19 protein-coding genes are annotated in these 15,869 nt (G+C 49.0%); 7 read left to right on the top strand and 12 right to left on the bottom strand.

All coding sequences use genetic code 11. The features are described 5' to 3' along the window. Nucleotides 1–307: 307 nt before the first annotated feature. The 8 genes from RBT11_19435 to RBT11_19400 form a co-directional block, all read right to left on the bottom strand. Nucleotides 308–1,054, bottom strand: coding sequence for a class I SAM-dependent methyltransferase (locus RBT11_19435; protein MDX9788956.1), 747 nt, complete (start codon nucleotides 1,052–1,054; stop codon nucleotides 308–310). Nucleotides 1,055–1,406: 352 nt separating this feature from the next. Further along, a complete protein-coding gene (locus RBT11_19430) occupies nucleotides 1,407–1,640 on the bottom strand; it encodes an isochorismatase family protein (GenBank protein MDX9788955.1) in 234 nt (77 codons plus the stop codon). 261 nt (nucleotides 1,641–1,901) lie between these two features. After that, complete coding sequence (locus RBT11_19425) at nucleotides 1,902–2,309, bottom strand: DUF2784 domain-containing protein (GenBank protein ID MDX9788954.1); 408 nt, start codon at nucleotides 2,307–2,309, stop codon at nucleotides 1,902–1,904. Nucleotides 2,310–2,377: 68 nt separating this feature from the next. After that, a complete protein-coding gene (gene sugE, locus RBT11_19420; GenBank protein MDX9788953.1) occupies nucleotides 2,378–2,710 on the bottom strand; it encodes a quaternary ammonium compound efflux SMR transporter SugE in 333 nt (110 codons plus the stop codon). 170 nt (nucleotides 2,711–2,880) lie between these two features. Continuing rightward, nucleotides 2,881–3,642, bottom strand: coding sequence for a hypothetical protein (locus RBT11_19415; GenBank protein ID MDX9788952.1), 762 nt, complete (start codon nucleotides 3,640–3,642; stop codon nucleotides 2,881–2,883). 186 nt (nucleotides 3,643–3,828) lie between these two features. After that, complete coding sequence (locus RBT11_19410) at nucleotides 3,829–3,954, bottom strand: hypothetical protein (protein ID MDX9788951.1); 126 nt, start codon at nucleotides 3,952–3,954, stop codon at nucleotides 3,829–3,831. Between the two features lie 1,028 nt (nucleotides 3,955–4,982). After that, nucleotides 4,983–5,957 (bottom strand): universal stress protein, encoded by a 975-nt coding sequence (locus RBT11_19405; protein ID MDX9788950.1) that lies wholly within the window; start codon nucleotides 5,955–5,957, stop codon nucleotides 4,983–4,985. Nucleotides 5,958–5,986: 29 nt separating this feature from the next. Further along, a complete protein-coding gene (locus tag RBT11_19400; protein ID MDX9788949.1) occupies nucleotides 5,987–8,140 on the bottom strand; it encodes a cation:proton antiporter in 2,154 nt (717 codons plus the stop codon). A gap of 111 nt (nucleotides 8,141–8,251) precedes the next feature. Between RBT11_19400 and RBT11_19395 the strand changes: the two genes are divergently transcribed. Next, nucleotides 8,252–8,497 (top strand): hypothetical protein, encoded by a 246-nt coding sequence (locus tag RBT11_19395; GenBank protein ID MDX9788948.1) that lies wholly within the window; start codon nucleotides 8,252–8,254, stop codon nucleotides 8,495–8,497. A gap of 444 nt (nucleotides 8,498–8,941) precedes the next feature. On the opposite strand, the gene RBT11_19390 is transcribed toward RBT11_19395, so the two are convergent. Both RBT11_19390 and RBT11_19385 read right to left on the bottom strand, forming a co-directional pair. After that, nucleotides 8,942–9,223 (bottom strand): hypothetical protein, encoded by a 282-nt coding sequence (locus RBT11_19390; protein ID MDX9788947.1) that lies wholly within the window; start codon nucleotides 9,221–9,223, stop codon nucleotides 8,942–8,944. Continuing rightward, entirely contained in the window at nucleotides 9,210–9,539 is a 330-nt protein-coding gene (locus RBT11_19385) for a tyrosine-type recombinase/integrase (protein MDX9788946.1), read from the bottom strand. Before RBT11_19385 ends, RBT11_19390 begins: the two co-directional genes overlap by 14 nt. 419 nt (nucleotides 9,540–9,958) lie before the next feature. Here RBT11_19385 and RBT11_19380 point away from each other — a divergent pair, with 419 nt between their 5' ends. Together RBT11_19380 and RBT11_19375 are read left to right on the top strand one after the other, a co-directional pair. Beyond that, complete coding sequence (locus RBT11_19380) at nucleotides 9,959–10,228, top strand: type II toxin-antitoxin system RelB/DinJ family antitoxin (protein ID MDX9788945.1); 270 nt, start codon at nucleotides 9,959–9,961, stop codon at nucleotides 10,226–10,228. Then, nucleotides 10,215–10,496, top strand: a complete 282-nt coding sequence (locus RBT11_19375; protein ID MDX9788944.1) for a type II toxin-antitoxin system YafQ family toxin — start codon at nucleotides 10,215–10,217, stop codon at nucleotides 10,494–10,496. Before RBT11_19380 ends, RBT11_19375 begins: the two co-directional genes overlap by 14 nt. A gap of 92 nt (nucleotides 10,497–10,588) precedes the next feature. Here the strand turns inward: RBT11_19375 and RBT11_19370 are convergent, their stop codons facing one another. Further along, nucleotides 10,589–10,798: a nicotinamide mononucleotide transporter gene (locus RBT11_19370; protein MDX9788943.1), complete on the bottom strand. Its 210-nt coding sequence runs from the start codon at nucleotides 10,796–10,798 to the stop codon at nucleotides 10,589–10,591. A 457-nt stretch (nucleotides 10,799–11,255) separates the two neighbouring features. Between RBT11_19370 and RBT11_19365 the strand changes: the two genes are divergently transcribed. From RBT11_19365 to RBT11_19355, 3 genes are all read left to right on the top strand, one after another. Then, a complete protein-coding gene (locus tag RBT11_19365) occupies nucleotides 11,256–11,636 on the top strand; it encodes a TM2 domain-containing protein (GenBank protein MDX9788942.1) in 381 nt (126 codons plus the stop codon). Nucleotides 11,637–12,322: 686 nt separating this feature from the next. Next, nucleotides 12,323–12,550, top strand: coding sequence for a hypothetical protein (locus RBT11_19360; GenBank protein MDX9788941.1), 228 nt, complete (start codon nucleotides 12,323–12,325; stop codon nucleotides 12,548–12,550). 696 nt (nucleotides 12,551–13,246) lie between these two features. After that, the gene (locus RBT11_19355) at nucleotides 13,247–13,711 is read left to right on the top strand and encodes a PEP-CTERM sorting domain-containing protein (protein MDX9788940.1); all 465 of its coding nucleotides are present in this window, start codon (nucleotides 13,247–13,249) and stop codon (nucleotides 13,709–13,711) included. A 552-nt stretch (nucleotides 13,712–14,263) separates the two neighbouring features. Here the strand turns inward: RBT11_19355 and RBT11_19350 are convergent. Then, nucleotides 14,264–15,082, bottom strand: coding sequence for a DUF3786 domain-containing protein (locus tag RBT11_19350; protein MDX9788939.1), 819 nt, complete (start codon nucleotides 15,080–15,082; stop codon nucleotides 14,264–14,266). 251 nt (nucleotides 15,083–15,333) lie between these two features. Here RBT11_19350 and RBT11_19345 point away from each other — a divergent pair, with 251 nt between their 5' ends. Then, the gene (locus tag RBT11_19345; protein MDX9788938.1) at nucleotides 15,334–15,867 is read left to right on the top strand and encodes a hypothetical protein; all 534 of its coding nucleotides are present in this window, start codon (nucleotides 15,334–15,336) and stop codon (nucleotides 15,865–15,867) included. The last annotated feature ends 2 nt before the right edge of the window (nucleotides 15,868–15,869 follow it).

Here is a 15,869-nt window from a genome sequence, read left to right as displayed (position 1 = left end):
AAGAACCATATTCATTCAGACGACAGAATCCGTGAGACCCAACAGAAAATTTCCAAGGCGACACAGGGTCAAACAACATCGATTTTTCTATGAATACAAAACAAATTGTTAAGGAAACGGCATTGAGTCTACGGCAGTGGTTTTGACCGGTCCAACGACCAAAATCAGCGGACCGCCTGAGACTGCACGGACTCGCTATTTTCGCCACTGTCTTTCGACTGCCCACGGACTGACGGGTCCGCTGCATTTTGCTGGTTAGGCATGATTGGATTTTCCCCACTTTCTGAGTCGCCCGGCAATCCCCTCATCACCGCGTCATCAGCGCGAACACGCCCCAGCCCAGGTATTCACGCGTGTAAGCGGCGTAGCGCTCGGGTTCCAAGGTTAGTTTGGCTCGAACATCTTTCGCGAACTCGTCGTCGGGATTGGCTTCAAGCCATCGGCGCATGGTGAGCCACTTGGCCGCCTCGTATCTGTCCCAGCTGTCTTGGTCTGCCAAAACCATTTCCACGACGTCGTAGCCGAGGTGGCCGAAAGACGCGAGAAGTTCTGGAAGCAGGAGAAGGTCGGAGATTGCGCCGGCAAGACACCCCCTGGCGACATCTTCCGTCGGCGGTAACTGCCGCCAGTAGGGCTCGCCGATGAGGATGATCCCTCCGGGGCGGAGGCTCTGCGCCAGAAGCTCGATCGTGCCGACGACTCCCCCAGCGATCCACGTGGCGCCGACACAAGCTGCCACACCGGCCTTTTCGTCCGAGACGTAACCCGCAGCATCGCCATGGATGAACTTGACTTGATCGGCGACGCCGAGTTCTGCAGCGCGGAGTTTCGCTTGCTCGGTGAACAACCGGCTCATGTCGATGCCGGTGCCGATGACTCCGTAATCGCGTGCCCAGGTGCACAGCATCTCCCCCGAACCGCAGCCGAGGTCGAGCACTCGGGTTCCCGTTTCCAGACGCAGCGCCGCGCCGAGAGTGGCGAGCTTTTCGGGTGTGAACGGGTTATGGATGCGGTGAGCACTTTCGGTGATGTTGAAGATCCGTGGAATGTCCATTTCGGGAAATCCCCTTATGGGTGTGAATAGATTCGGTCACGGCCTAACGTAAAGCTAACCGGACTGTGTGGCCGTTTACGCAGGGCCGGTTGAGCGCAGCGTTAGCGCTCGATTTCATAAGAAATATCCAACCCAGATTCCCGCACCAATTTTGCCTTTAAAAGTTCCTGAAAAACTGATTCTGGTGATGCTGAATTCGGCAGCCCTTTGCACTGCGACTTGATCCAGTTAAGAAAGCTGGCCATCTTCCTTGGACGCTTTCTCCCGTCAAGCTGTTTAAGCTTGGAAACAACCATTGATGCGTTTTCAGAAAGCGCGGGCAAGACCGGCTGGTTCGGCGATACTGCCTTTGTTAATACTTTTTTGCTGGTTCGCCCGATCTTTTTAAGATGGTTGACAAGGCCGTTGAATCCAGAATCGTTACTGACAATGTGGAATACAACGCTCTTATCTGCAATTTCTTGTTTCGAAATTTCTCCAATAGCTGTTGTGCATTTGCAGCAGCTTTTTTGATATGGACAAGCTCCATATTACCACCAGCAAAATAGTCGTTTTGAAGGTCAATCAAGATTAGGCATGCATTCATTTTTTTCTCCAGTTCTAAGTCATAACTTAAAATGAAGGGGTTCGCGTACAGTGCACCCTACGAAGACCGCAAGTTATTTGCATCCCCTCCAATGGGAGGTTGGACAAAGCCGTTCCGCGCGGAAAAAACCTCATAACTGTCTATAACTCCAGGTATTGCCCAATTCCGGGCACCATTAAACCCAAAAAAAGGTATGCCATGAATCAGGCCGAAACGAATCAATTTTTGGATCGCTTCGCTCTCACGATCTATCCTTATTTGTTAGGCATCGCTGTTCTTGCCATTGCCCACCCGGGGCGGGAAGCGCCACCATGTCCAGACGACAAATAGCCCAAATCCAGTGTACACCAGAGCAAAGATCCACATTGGCGCCTCGTAGTACAGGACACGCTGTACCCAGTGCTCGACGAAACTGCGTTCGTACCCGGCTTGCCCTGCTCGCTCCCGCAGGGCGGATTCAGGCTTTGTGAGCGCGCAGTGTTGGCCCAGCCTTGCCTGAAGGACCACTACACCGATGGCCGCGAGGTGAGCCAACCGCCACCAAAGGCTGTTTATCCAGGACGAGCCGAACTTTTTGCCAACAAGAATGACCGGAGGCCCCGCAACGACGAACAAAACGACTCCGAAGTGGAGCAGCAAGACCGTGTCTGCGAGAGCTTGATACGGCAACGTTGGTTCCTCCCGCGACGCTTAACCTAATCAACTGCGCGGTTTTTTGTGTCCGCTGGAAGGCATGGTTATGAGGCGCCTTGCGAAGAAGAAACCAATTTAAGGCCAACTATTCCAGCTACGATTAATAACAAACACATTATTCTCAGAATATCCCGTGATTCGCCGAACAGTATCATGCCCATAATTGCAACCCCGATGGCCCCAGTCCCTGTCCAAACCGCATAGGCTGTGCCCACTGGAATTGTTTTCATGGCAACAGACAGCAATAAAAAACTAATCGTCATAGCTGATACAGTGAGAAGTGACGGAATGAGTTTAGTAAACCCATCCGTATATTTAAGACCGATTGCCCAAAAACATTCGAACAAACCAGCTACTATTAAATAAGTCCATGCCATATTATATGCTTACCCTCGATTCTACTGAGTCATAACGCCGCGTATCTGGGGCGGCATGCTCCTCGCCGTCCCCAGCTCACGCTTGATAATTGCTACGTCCGAGGACGAAAGCCCGGTTGTCAGTGTCAGATATCCACTCTGATATTTATCCGGTCTCCCACTACCATTTGCTAATCCAAGCATAGTTCTGCAACGACTTGCTTGGCCTTTTTCTTCTGGGGCAGTTGGTATGCAAAGGGGCGCAGGACCTTGTCGCGACCCTTCCGCGTTCCATCAAGAAAGTCACCCTCTCCATGGTGGTCTGCCTGGAAGGCTGCCATCGTCTCCATCTCGCCCAACCGTGAGCCGGCGTCAAGGACATACTCCGGAGGGTCGTTGACGGATAAGTAGTTGAAGCGAAATGACCCAACATCCAGGTCCCGTCGGATCACAGCAGCGTGGTGTTCGTACCGCGCTTTCTTGAACATGAGCCCGCACACCGTAACCTTCTCTGGATTAACGCGAAATTCCTGCCTGAAAAGGCACCAACTGAAGAGCAGGTTTTCGTAGGAGTCACGGGCGAACTCCTCCGTCTTGGTCCTGGCCTTCACCGGCATGCAGTTGAACCAATTGCATTGCTCGGCAAGGTTCCAGTATCCTTGCGCTTCCGAAACTGGAGATGTTCCCGCTGGAACCAAATCAAGGGCTCTGGTATGCCCGCCTGAGAAAACGAGGACTGACGCAGGATCGAAACTGGCCTCCACGACACCCCTGCGGATGTGGTCAACATACAAAGGGACTTCATCCTCGTACCGGTAACCCGTGTAGGTGCCGACCCAATTCCGTGGGCCTGTGAAATACACCTGGCTGCGGTCCGTACCAATGTAGATGGCGTGGCCCGGAACGATGATTAGATGGCTTGGTGCTATTTCGACATTACCCTGTTTTTGCATATGGTCTATTTGTCTTTCTACCCTCTGGCAAAACGTTAAGGATGAGCCGCTTTGGAACCTCATCCTCGAAAAAGGTATTAGCATATATTAAGGACACCGCAAAATTGCCGGCGGGTCCAACCATAGGAAAAGATCGTGAATCGCTGCGCTCTTGCGATCGATCCTTATTTCTTGGGCATTTCAATCCTACTCATATTCCGTTTCTTCGAGGTTCTCACATTCTATGTCATCAATTTCGATTCTTAATCTGTCGCCGTCAGAACTAAGACCCACAGCCTCACCGTTTTCGATTTCCGCACCAATAAGCTTCATGCGGCCACCATTATGCCAGCGGATGGATGTAACTTCTTCATCTTCTACTTCTACGGGAACTCGATATGTTCCGCTGTCAGTCTTGACACGAGCATCATATGTTCCGTCAACTGGATTTGAATCTGCGAATGTAGATGGGGTCACCAGGAGCAGAGATAAAAGTAGCGGTAAAAAAAAGGGCTGCAGTTTTTGTTCATAGTTGCCTCCGAAGAAGGTTGATGTTGCTATCTCCGCTCTTCAGCGGGCGCACGCTTTTTGCTCTCTGATTGAATGTTTTGATTGCTGGTACCGACGATTTGAGCCAGTTGTGGGACATAGGACATTACCGCTTCCATGCCCCTGCTGAGATCTAAGCGGCACCATACAGCAGCCCCTGCATAAATGCGCACAATCGGCTGAAGACCAAGATACGCAGGGGCAAAATCTCTCAATGTGTCAAACCAGGCTCTCTGCTAGTCCCGGTATGGAGGTGAATTGTCATGCCGATTGAGCTTCGCACATTGCTGAAGCCAATACTGACGGCTAAACCCCACTTGGAGTGATGCAGGATACCGCTCAAGAGTGAGTGCTCGCGGTCTGGTGAAATGCTGTGCCTCATCGAACTCCACGATTAGGCCGACTGAAGTCACAAAATAATCGACAGGGGGCAAGCTGCGCCGTGACACAAACTGCCTGAAGCCCCGATACGTTTTCAAATCCGACTCGATCATCTCAAGGGTCGAGAAATTAGGGTGTTCTTTGTATCCTTGCAGAGTACTGAGGATGCCAAGGCGATATTGCTGGCGAATATTACAAGAACCGAAAGCCTCTACCAGTATCTGATATATCGCCTCCTTACATTTGCTGCATGATTGTCTATGAGCCTTTCTTGCATCCACTTAGAATAGTTCTCCTAAGCAAGCTAACGTTGCCCTAACCGGGTGGCGTGCGGTGCTTTTGCGAAGAGCCGCACTATATACCGCTCCGGTTCAGGGGGTTATGTGGTCATTCTGACTTTATGATAGCCACAACAGAATCCACAAAAAGCGTCATTCATCAAATTTCACCGGCGTTTTAAACCCAGGAGGCTTTATGGCAAGCACCGAACATGAAAGCTGATCGAGAATGGCTTCGGCGGTGTTGCCGATGATCAGCCCTGAAATACCGGTACGGGCGACCGTCCCCATGACGACAATGTCCGCCTGCAGCTCTGCCGCCAAGTTTGCAATAACCTTCTTTGCCGGTCCCTTGAGCAGTTGAAAGCGCGGGGATATTCGATCATACGCCTCGGGGCCGATCCGGTCTCGTAGCGCATCACCCAGTTGGTACAGTCCTTTTTGGTGGAGCGAGTATTGTTTTTCGACATGCGCTTCAATGCCATCATGTGAAATGTCGCCTCTCGAAAGCATGGCCCTTTCGGCAAACGCCTCCCAGGCATGGACCAGATGCAAGAAGGCAGAGTCGGTCAGCGCGAGCGAACCGGCAAGCTCCACAATCTCCGTGTTGAGGGCTTGCTCTAGTGCCGTGGGATTTAATGGATTAAAATCAACGGCTGCTAAAATGCGACTGTAATTGTGTTTTTCAGGCGGTTTCATAAGCCAAACCGGACATGGACATTTCCGAAGAAGATGCAGATCGTCACTGCCGAACAGCCTATTCGTCCAAGTCGGGTTTTCCGCTGGTTTGATGAGCAGATCATACCCATTTTTCAATACGGCTCGAATCGCCTCAAGGTAGGTCTTTCCAACCAATACTTCCAGCCGGATTTGCAGGCGTTCTTTGAAGGATTGAACCATAGATTCCATCGCCTTGCGATGATCGGATTCTACGGCGGCTCGCAGCTCGTCGGATATCGGTCCTTCCGGCGGCAGACCAATACCTGCTGTGACGACCTGAGACGGGATTACATCGACAATTGTCAGGTTGGCCTGATTGTTTGCCGCCAGCGAAACAGCACGCGCAATCGCCGATTCCTGGTCCACGGTCGGTTCGTTTAGGTAAAGGATGTTTTTGAAACGCTTCATGGATCACCTCGTGTGTCATATTCGAGCCGCTAAACAGGGGCGAGGTTTTTGAGCTCTTGGATAGTGCTCGACTTGCCGATAACGATCAGGCAATCCCCTCCCTGAAGGCGCTCCGCAGGGTTGATCGTCGTAATCTGATCCTGGCCTCTGCGTATGCCGACCAGAGTGGCGCCGAACTTTTGCCGAAAATGAAGCTCCGCCAAAGACTTGTCTAAAAGGTCCGATTCCTCTGACACCTTGAGTTCGGCGATTTCAAAGCGGTCTGTGCCCCCTGCGTCTTCCTGCGCCTCAAGATGATTCAGTATGCTTTCAGCATCTTTCAAGCCAGCCGGATGTCCCATAAGGAGTAGCCGGTCGGCCGGGAAAATCCTGAAATCCGGCTTCGGCTCATGAAAAATGCGTCCTCCTCGACTGACCGCCAGAATAGATATTCCCAAAACCGATAACGGGAGTTCTTTTATGGTCTGTCCGGCGGCTGAAGCATCCGAACGAATACGTAAATCGAGAAAGGAGAGAGGCCAATCAACGCTATCCGGAAGGAAGTCCATCGCATAAGCTAACGCGTCGGCCGCTAGTTCCGTTGCATCCTTAAAAGGCCGAAATACCAAATTGGCGCCGGCTTTTTCGAACTCAGCAGCTTCTTGGCTGTTTGTCGCCGTCAAGGCCGACTTTCCAATATAACCGTCCTTCTTGAGATTATGGATTAGTGCCAAATTCATCTCTTTGGAACGAACGGTGCTGATAACCCATCGCGCCTTTTTCAACGGCAATAGCTCATGCATCTCCGGGTCCGCCATATCCCCGTAAAGAACAGGCACCCCTCTCTTGCGCCACTTCTCTAAAGTGCTGGGATCGAAGTCGATCCCCACTATGGCATTTTTTCGCCGGAGAAGATGTTCCATCAGCCCGCTGCCATAATTACCTAAACCCACTAAAATGACGTCGACTGCGCCGGTATCCGCGAAGGTGTCTATGGCCGCCTCCCGGTAAGGATTACGCCTTTCGAAAATTTTCAAGGGGGAGGATAGAAAACGATAAAGCGGGTAGGAATAGAGGATCATGTAGGTGGACAGGAATATGGTCACCACCCCCACCAGGGTGATCAGCCCCATCGTTTCTTTGGTAATGTGGCCGATACTCAGCCCCAAGGCCGCTACAATAAGCGAAAACTCGCTGATTTGGGCCACCGTGAGACCGGCGAGAAAACCGGTGCGACGGCGATATCCCATGACGCCCATGATCATCAGAACAATGAGCGGGTTGCCGACAAGCACAAAGATGGAAAAAACTAACGATGCGCCCAATTGTGAGCTCACCATGGACCAATCCAGTCGTGCGCCAAGATCGATGAAGAAAAACAGAAGGAGAAAATCCCGAAGGCCTGTAAGCCGCGCGCCAATCGAATCCCTGAAGGCAGTGGAGGCCAGTGAGACACCGGCCAGAAATGCGCCGACCTCCTTACTGAATCCCAACAGCTCACTGCCCGCTCCGAGAAGGACCGCCCATGCGATTGCGAATAGCGTCAACAGTTCCAGCGAATGCGCGAGACGCTGCGTCAGGTAAGGAATGACATATTTCATCAGCAGGGCAACCGCGCCCAACAGTCCCAACCCTTTTGCGACAATAATCAAAACCGAGAAATACCTGGGCGCGTCCCCGGTAACAGATGACCCCAATGTCGTCAGGCCGACCAAAGCCAAAATGGCGGCGATATCCTGAACGATTAGAAAGCCAAGAGCAATCTGGCCATGGAGAGAGTCGATTTCTTTTTTGTCGGACAGGAGCTTTACGATGATGATCGTACTTGAAAAAGTAAGCGCAACCGAAACATAAGCCGCACTGATATATGACATGTCCATGGCAATGGCAATGACAAACCCGATAAGCGACGTAAACACGATCTGTCCGAGGCCAGTTGCCAAGGCAACCGGACCGGTAGTTCGAATCAGATTCAGATCGAGTTTAAGCCCAACGATAAACAACAGAAGGGCTATGCCGATATGGGCCAGAAGTTCAATCTGCTCATAGCTGTGTATGATGCCAAAAAACGACGGACCGGCCAGAATGCCCGTTGCCAGAAACATGATGATTAAGGGCTGTCGTAATTTCTGCCCTATGATTCCAGTCAGCGTCGCAAGTCCTAAAATCGCGGCTATTTCTACGAATACATTTCCAGTAATCATTTTCTACAACTCTTCAGTCTTCACATAGCCGCCAAACCCCGCGGTTAGCGCAATTTGGTTGAAAAATTAGGCTATTGGTAATGAGGCATGATGTAACCGGCAACAAGGGAGGTGCTCGCATGGCTTCACCAGCTTATCGACCTTATCGACCAATTTTTAGACAATTGCCGGATGGCCAATTTTTCCGGTCGCTCCATTCAGGCGCTATCTGCCCGCCTGAAGGAATTGAGCGCCTATTTGAAACAGGAAAAATGCCATTCCATTAAAAAAGTCAGCTATCTGGATCTGGTGGCCTTTGTGGCCGATTTCGGCTCGCCATCGATTCACGTGCGAAAATCGCTTATCAGGTCAATTTGACCTGAAAAATTGATAATAAAGCTATTTTCGGCCACAATCGTCCAGATATTATGAGATCAATGTCAATTTTCCCGGCTATTTTGATATTGGCATGTAATAAGCCCTGTCCATACATCTTTTTCTAAGAGCCAAAACGGGCGGTGATAATTGCGCTGTGAATGAAACACTCACCCATACTTCAAATTATCTTGTGGAACAGGGAATGATGCTGAAAAGGGCGTTTTGGTTCTTTTCGCCGTAAAGTTGGGGTGTTATGATGTGAAGCTATCATAAAAACGGCGGTCTGATGATTTTGACCCGTCCAGCAATCATTCTTAACAGGTACAGCAACTCTTGTGTGACCGTTTTTCAATTCGCTTTCGATTGCTTATAGATGGTTCCGGCTTTGAAATCAAGGTCGAAATCGAAAAGGCATGAGGAAAAGCTGGGTTCAGCCCCAAAGGTTCATTTTATTACGGATAACTTCGGATAGGTTGGCCTCGGCTTCATCAATAACGCCTTAAACTCCTGCATCACCTCTGGCGCTTCCACCACCGTCCCATAATCATGCGTCGTCCACGAACCATCAGTCATATGCCGCAGCTCATGCACGTTGACGCAAAGGTGATTGGTGCAGAAAAACATGGTGAAGTCCGTCAGCTCGATGCTCTCGCACCAGCCCTTGCATCGGTTACACCGGACTCTTACCGGCGGCCCCATGTCAATCATAAAATTAGTTGCGATCAAGGAATTTTTTCTCGTAGCTTTTTTGGATTTCATCGAAGCCTAATGTCCCATAAAGGTCGTAGGTGGTTTTGAAGCTCTTGTGACGGACCAGCCCTTGCACGGTCTCGATATCCATGCCGGCCTGCCGACCTTTGCCGATGAAGGATATTCGGTTTCGCTCCCAGTCGATCTTGTCGATAAGGAGCCGAGCCACTTCCTCCCGGCGCAAGCCGCAATGGACCATCAATCGGATGATGATTCGCTCCCGAAGGGTTTCGCAGTTGAATATGAGTTTTCTAACTTCAGCGGGGGAAAGCGTGTACTGTGAGGCAGCCATATGCGATTCCTTTCTCATTTTTTCGATAAAATATTACTTCTTTTTGGCAGGAATGCAAGGAAAAAGCATTGCAGATTGGACACAAAAAAAGTGCACCACCCGGGAGAAGGGGTGGGGCGAATATCCTGCTATTTTACTACGGTCGGGTATAGACTGGTATCAATACTTTCCGGCAACTTCCACATGGCGCCGGTGGCGGGATCGACAATCAGCATGCCGAAAAACCCGCCAAAAATTATATTTCCGAGATACCCCCGGTTCGATACCTACAAAACCCCGCTAAAACCAAGGATATAAAGGCGCTCGGCTACGTTTTGGCATTTTTGAATCAAAAGTACCCCGGCTGGCGCCTTTTTAAAGTATGGCCATTGACACCAAACACATATTGGGCTACTTTGTGGCTCAAAGGAGAAAAAATTATGATTGCGACTCAAAAAACTGTTGTTCGCGCCCGGATTGACGGGCGAACCAAGAGTGAAGCCGAGGCCGTGCTTGCCTCTATCGGGCTTACCGTTTCCGATGCTTTCAGAATGATGATGATGCGGATAGCGGCGGAAAAGGCATTGCCCTTTGAACCGCTTATCCCCAACAAGGAAACCATCGAAGCAATGACAGCGGCCAGACGCGGCGAACTTATCACAGTTGGGAAGATTGACAACCTATTGGCGACGCTAAATGCGGACGATTAGGCATACCAGTCGTTTTAAACGTGATTATAAACGGGAAAAATCAGGGCGACACGGTAAAGTATTAGATACCGCCTTGAAAGAAGTTGTAACAGTTCTTTCCAGCGACTCCCCATTACCTCGAAATAAATTTGACCACCCGCTTTCCGGCGAATGGTCGGATTATCGGGATTGTCATATTAAACCAGATCTGATTCTCATATACCGCAAGCCCGACAACGAGCACCTTGATTTGGTCCGTCTTGGATCACATAGCGAAATAGGCTTGTGATTGAAAAAAATGAATACCCGATGTACGAACCCCGGTATCAATCCATCACACTAATTATTAGGTAAAATTTCGGATTCTGTGAGATTCTGACTTCAGGATCTATTTTTCCAGGAATAAATTCCATAAAGACAAGTGGCAAAATAAAACAGAAACAGAGCCGCCTGGGCGTGTGGGCCGCGGTTGAAATCGATAACGACCCAGCTGAGATTTGCGATGGTCCAAAAATAAAACCCGCTGACTTTGCAGCGGGCGTTGAGGATGGCTCCGATGATGCTGAGGGCGGTAACAACCCATTCAATCATATGGGCCTCCTTTATCGGAACAGATTGATTATCGTTCGAGCACCCAGCCCAATTGCAAATCCTGACGCGGCGGAAAGAAGACAAACGACAATGGCTCCTGTAGCGGTTGCTTTCTCATTCCACCCGTTGAAGGGGTGAGCTTTAAAAAACTCGATCATATAAGCAAAAATATTAAAGACATATCATAGGTTTTTGGAGATGGCAGTTTTTGAATTGATTTCTCAGGAATCGTATGACATTCAGATTATCAATCCGCTTCAGACCACCCTATGCGGTAACTGCCATTCATTTAAAAACTAACGACCGGCAGTTGCAGTCTGGGTCATTCTGTTGATATTTGTGGTTGAAAGACTGCGGCAAGCATGTTGCCGAGGGTGATCGGTTCGTAACGCAATTTGGGCCGCAGCGGCGGTAGGGAAGTTTTCACTGCTGGAAAAATGACAAGGGGCAAATGGATATGCACAGCAAGGCAATCGGGTATTTATTATGGATATTCGGCTTTATGGGGGCTCATCGGTTTTACTACGGCCGGCCGGTAAGCGGCACCCTCTATTTTTTCACGCTGGGGTTACTTTTCATCGGCTGGATTGTAGATCTTTTTTTAATTCCTTCCATGGATCGCGAGGCGAGCATCAAATACACCCCCGGGCCCAAGGATTATAACATTGCGTGGGTACTTCTGACCTTCCTCGGGTTACTCGGTATCCACCGATTTTATCTCGGAAAATGGTTCACCGGGGTCATTTACCTTTTGTCCGGCGGACTCTTTCTGGTGGGCATCGTTTACGATTACTGGACCTTGAATATTCAGATCGGGGAAGCGAATCAGGCCGTTTAAGTTCTACTCGTTCCGGACAGGCCGAAAATTCCTAAAAATCTTTTCGGCATCGATTTTCCTCGCCGGTCGCCGGCTTTTAGAAGATTATCGATGGGAGTCCACGCAGCCCCAATGCCGTTTAATGGCTGAAGGTTTTGAAAGAAGGCCAGCAGGCGGTTTTTACCAGAGCATTACAATCCAGCAGTTGTGTTAAGCGATAATCCTCATTCTTTCGGATAAACACAGAGCCCAGCTCAGGGGACATTAGGCACTTTGAATTGTTCTGTCTAATGCCGGAAAACACGTGCCAGCATAGCCTCGGTCAAGAGCCGCTTGTAGCATTCGCTATAGTCAGGATCAAAATTCACGATTCAAGAAGATGGCTGGACAGCGCCCTCATCACCTACGAAACGGGCCACGGAATCATTGCTACCGATCCGCAGAATATCATTTTACTGTAATTCATGCTTTTAAAAATTAAAGAGCGCTTCGTTTAAAAATGCGTTTCACACAGCATTGGCCATTGCCTCTTTCCTTTTCGGGAGTGTCGCAATCTTATTGAAAGCCACTGTCTGAGAGAGGGGTAACACAACCGCATAAAAAGGGAACCCCTTAGGACTGCCCAACAGTTTCCATATAAATATCAGGTCATCACGGATCTTCTGAATATCCGCCGTCTTCGAATCGGGAGAAAAGGATTACTGGTAATGTTGCCCATGACGACTGAAGCGTTGACCTTGAATTTAGAAGAGATCAAATTTGATCCTGAATTTTCCGGTGCCAACGGACACCCGGTGACCGTCACCTTTATTTCTGAAATTAAAATCATGCTGCTTTTCCCAAAACAGAAGAAGAAGGCAAATCTATATTTCGAGGGTAGCGGCCAGGAACGAAAGGCGATCGTTGACTGGACAGGGAGCCTGGAAGCCAAATAATGATTTCACCAAACTTAATGGATAGTTATGCTTAAGCAGGATGGGTTAAAAAAAACCTGAAATAGAACATTTTGGAATGCGTATAGGACCAAGCCGGAGATAGATTGCGGAAATGGACTATTGCGATTTTTCTGGCTGTGTGGCCTGGCGGATACAGTCTTGCTTGAAGCTAGGGAAAACCAAGAAGAAATGACCACTTGGAGCTGACCCCCACGGCAACTGAAAACGGCAATAGGAAAATTGACAGGCAAAACTGGATTCGGTTAAGGCTGGCTGAAAGACAAAAATGGCCGATTAATGAATGGACACTATGTAAAATAAGTAACAATATTTATGAAGAACAGGTAACAATATTTAAGAAATGTTTCATATAACAAAATTGCCAACTCTTGATAACACATTACAATACGTTGATAACAAACAGCTAATATTTTATCTTTAAATATTATGTGGTTCTGGCACACTTGTTGCTTTTCTGTTGATTGCTTTCGATAAACTATATCCAGCAGCCATATGTTTTATATCATTATGGGCCTTGCTCCGGACATACCAATGAAATTCAAAAACATAAGGAACCAGCTTGCCGTATTTTTCCAATCTTGGAGGAAGGAGGTGCCCCCAATTTTTTAAATGGAAAACTTGTCATGAACTGAAATAATCACATTTTGAGACAGTCTATTTAGGGAGAGCAGTGAAATGAAAAAATTATTATTGGTTTTTGGAGGATTGTTTTTATTATGTTTTATCTCCGCATCAGTGTATGCAACACCAGTGGATTTTGAGATCAATGCTGGTGGATTTGGCTATGAAACATCATGGGCCATCGATCAGTTAACAGGCGGGTCCTGGTCAGCGGGGATGGCCACAGGAACCATGGCATCGTACACCAATTACACTTTCAACTGGGATTTGAGTGCAGGTGATTACCTGCTTGAGATGGGGGATACCTTTGGAGATGGCTTGGATAATGGGGGGCATGTATATCTCGCAGTTGCTGGGAACGTTTTGCTCGATCAAGTGGGAAATGTATTCGGTAGCTATTATTCGTTTCCTTTCGAAGTGAACGGAAACAACCCAGTCCCCGAACCCTCAACCATGATTCTTCTCGGTTTTGGTTTAGTCGGGCTTGCCGGCGTTGCCAGAAAGAAAATGAAAAAATAATCCGGCAAAATATTTGAAACACCATGAGGCAGAGCCGTTCATTCGCTCTGCCTTTGTCATTCCACCTCGCTGAAAAATCATATGTTAAGGGCTGCTCAAAAGGATACTTCAACCGTCACTGTTTGAGAAATAAAAACAAACTCAATGGTTACAACATGTTATGGTGCGCCTAAAAACAGGCCAGTGCAATAATGTGGCTATCATTCTTTCTTGATATTAATGGGTTAAAAAGGAAGACTGGCAAACCTATTCCACGCTTTATTTGGTGCAGCCCACTCATCAGGTTGGGGTGTGGAGCGGGGAATCCAAAAAACTGTGATTGCTCATGGAGTTCACGGCTTTATATGAACTTTTAATATGAGAGAATAAAATCATGCTAAAAGGGCACCATTTTATTTAAACAGAAATCCCCACTTGAAAGGCGAGGGCAAAGCTGGTCTCCGCCGGGCATGTCCGTGAAGGCGGCTTACCGCTTTCCTTGAATTGGGTTGTCTGATCGTCCTCCCTATGGGGAAATTTTCTATCAGCTGCACCCATTGATGCGGTGGTTTATTATTCAAGCAGCAGTTTGGCGAGGTGTTCGCTCAAAAACATGATGGATTCGATATCCAGGTGTTCTGTTATCGTTTCGTCAAAAGCCAGTTTGATTTCCGCATCAAGCCCGGAACTGCTGTCACCGTCCCAGAAAAACAGCATTACCGGGATTCGGGGGAGGGGGGAAAAGCGAAAGGCCCGATCGGCCGACTGGTTTTCAGCTGTAACATTTTTGCCACCGATTCGAATGGCCGCAGCAGTCAGTTCCTCGGGACGGCCGGCGAAATGATCCTTCAGGGGCGCTTCCACATGGTTCCGCATGGACTTGATTTTGGAGACGGTATTTGGAAAATCCTGAAGGGACTTCCATCGCCCGGTGGGTGTTTTTGAACCGCCATGGGCCATGTGATTGAAGATAAAAACCTGTTCCCAGCGGCCGAGTTCCCTCCCGTCGGCGTGGCGGATGGACTCGGGACGAATGTGAATTGCGGAATCAAAATAGGGCAGAACCAGAACCGTCTCGCCGTTAATGACGGCCAGCTCACCGCCAATGCGCGCCGGGAGGTCCTTCAAGTCCATAGAGGCGGCCCGCTGTTTGGCCCAGAGAAGTGCATCGGCGGCCAGGTCGCGGCGAGTCCATTTGCCAGCCGCATGCTGAGCATCAAGTTCGGGTTGGCAACGCGTCAGGGTGTCTGCCGAGAGATGGGGGCAACCGGCGAGGGGCAGTTTTTGAGAGACGACCATACTGGCGAATGCCAAGCAGCTCGGGTAGCCGCAATCGCCGCAGTTGGTGCGCGGAAGGACCTTTGCATAAAGATCGACCACCGATAGGGCCATAAAATATCCTCCAATTTTTGGGTACTTGTAAAGATACCATAAAATATGCAAAAGCTGCCATACGAGAATAATACGTGATATTGGGTTGTTGCAAATTAAAAAGTTAAAAAGTATTTAAGCAGCTAACAGGTCAAATATTTTAGTTTTTTGGGTTTGTCGACTATTTCGGCATAACAAATCGAAAAACAACGGCTACAGGCGGAAAACCCGGAAACCGGGTTTTTCCATTGTTCCCTCAACAGAGATGATGAATGATGAAACTGCGCTTTCCGGAGTCTGAAATACGCAGCTTGGCCGCCCAGTACACCAGCGAGATGGGCGAGAGGGACAGAGGCCTTACTGAAATAATCACGCAAAAGGTGTTTCCTTCCTATGTGCAAAAGGGATTTCTCAGGAAAGATGAGTTCCTCACTGTGTGCTCGTGGAAGACATCACGCTCAAAACCTTTGTGTGAATCAAACGATGAGGACCTGATCTGGGAAATATCGGCTATCGCCAAAACAACGGCCTCAGAGCAATTGCGAATTCAGATCTGGACACTTCTTGCCGGCGTTAAATGGCCGACAGCGTCCGTCTTCCTCCATTTCGCCTTCCCGAACATGTACCCAATTATAGACTTCCGAGAGCTACAGTCTCTGAATATTGAGATGCCAACACAATATACATATCCGTTTTGGTCAGCTTATGCCGGCTTTTGCCGGATCCTTGCACTTAAAGCCGGCGTGAGCATGAGAGAACTCGATCAGGCTCTTTGGAAATATTCGGAGATTCGCCAAAAAAGATGAAC

The organism is Desulfobacterales bacterium, from assembly GCA_034003325.1.
GTDB lineage: Bacteria > Desulfobacterota > Desulfobacteria > Desulfobacterales > JAFDDL01 > JAVEYW01.
The sequence above is the reverse complement of the archived record's forward strand: the minus strand, read 5'-3'. Positions and strand labels throughout refer to the sequence as shown.

Coding starts and splice junctions, on each gene's coding strand:
- RBT11_19435 (MDX9788956.1), bottom strand. CDS start 1,054: ATGGACATTCCACGGATCTTCAACATCACCGAAAGTGCTCACCGCATC.
- RBT11_19430 (MDX9788955.1), bottom strand. CDS start 1,640: ATGAATGCATGCCTAATCTTGATTGACCTTCAAAACGACTATTTTGCT.
- sugE (MDX9788953.1), bottom strand. CDS start 2,710: ATGGCATGGACTTATTTAATAGTAGCTGGTTTGTTCGAATGTTTTTGG.
- RBT11_19415 (MDX9788952.1), bottom strand. CDS start 3,642: ATGCAAAAACAGGGTAATGTCGAAATAGCACCAAGCCATCTAATCATC.
- RBT11_19410 (MDX9788951.1), bottom strand. CDS start 3,954: ATGAAGCTTATTGGTGCGGAAATCGAAAACGGTGAGGCTGTGGGTCTT.
- RBT11_19405 (MDX9788950.1), bottom strand. CDS start 5,957: ATGAAGCGTTTCAAAAACATCCTTTACCTAAACGAACCGACCGTGGAC.
- RBT11_19400 (MDX9788949.1), bottom strand. CDS start 8,140: ATGATTACTGGAAATGTATTCGTAGAAATAGCCGCGATTTTAGGACTT.
- RBT11_19385 (MDX9788946.1), bottom strand. CDS start 9,539: ATGGCTGCCTCACAGTACACGCTTTCCCCCGCTGAAGTTAGAAAACTC.
- RBT11_19380 (MDX9788945.1), top strand. CDS start 9,959: ATGATTGCGACTCAAAAAACTGTTGTTCGCGCCCGGATTGACGGGCGA.
- RBT11_19375 (MDX9788944.1), top strand. CDS start 10,215: ATGCGGACGATTAGGCATACCAGTCGTTTTAAACGTGATTATAAACGG.
- RBT11_19370 (MDX9788943.1), bottom strand. CDS start 10,798: ATGATTGAATGGGTTGTTACCGCCCTCAGCATCATCGGAGCCATCCTC.
- RBT11_19365 (MDX9788942.1), top strand. CDS start 11,256: ATGCACAGCAAGGCAATCGGGTATTTATTATGGATATTCGGCTTTATG.
- RBT11_19360 (MDX9788941.1), top strand. CDS start 12,323: ATGTTGCCCATGACGACTGAAGCGTTGACCTTGAATTTAGAAGAGATC.
- RBT11_19355 (MDX9788940.1), top strand. CDS start 13,247: ATGAAAAAATTATTATTGGTTTTTGGAGGATTGTTTTTATTATGTTTT.
- RBT11_19350 (MDX9788939.1), bottom strand. CDS start 15,082: ATGGCCCTATCGGTGGTCGATCTTTATGCAAAGGTCCTTCCGCGCACC.
- RBT11_19345 (MDX9788938.1), top strand. CDS start 15,334: ATGATGAAACTGCGCTTTCCGGAGTCTGAAATACGCAGCTTGGCCGCC.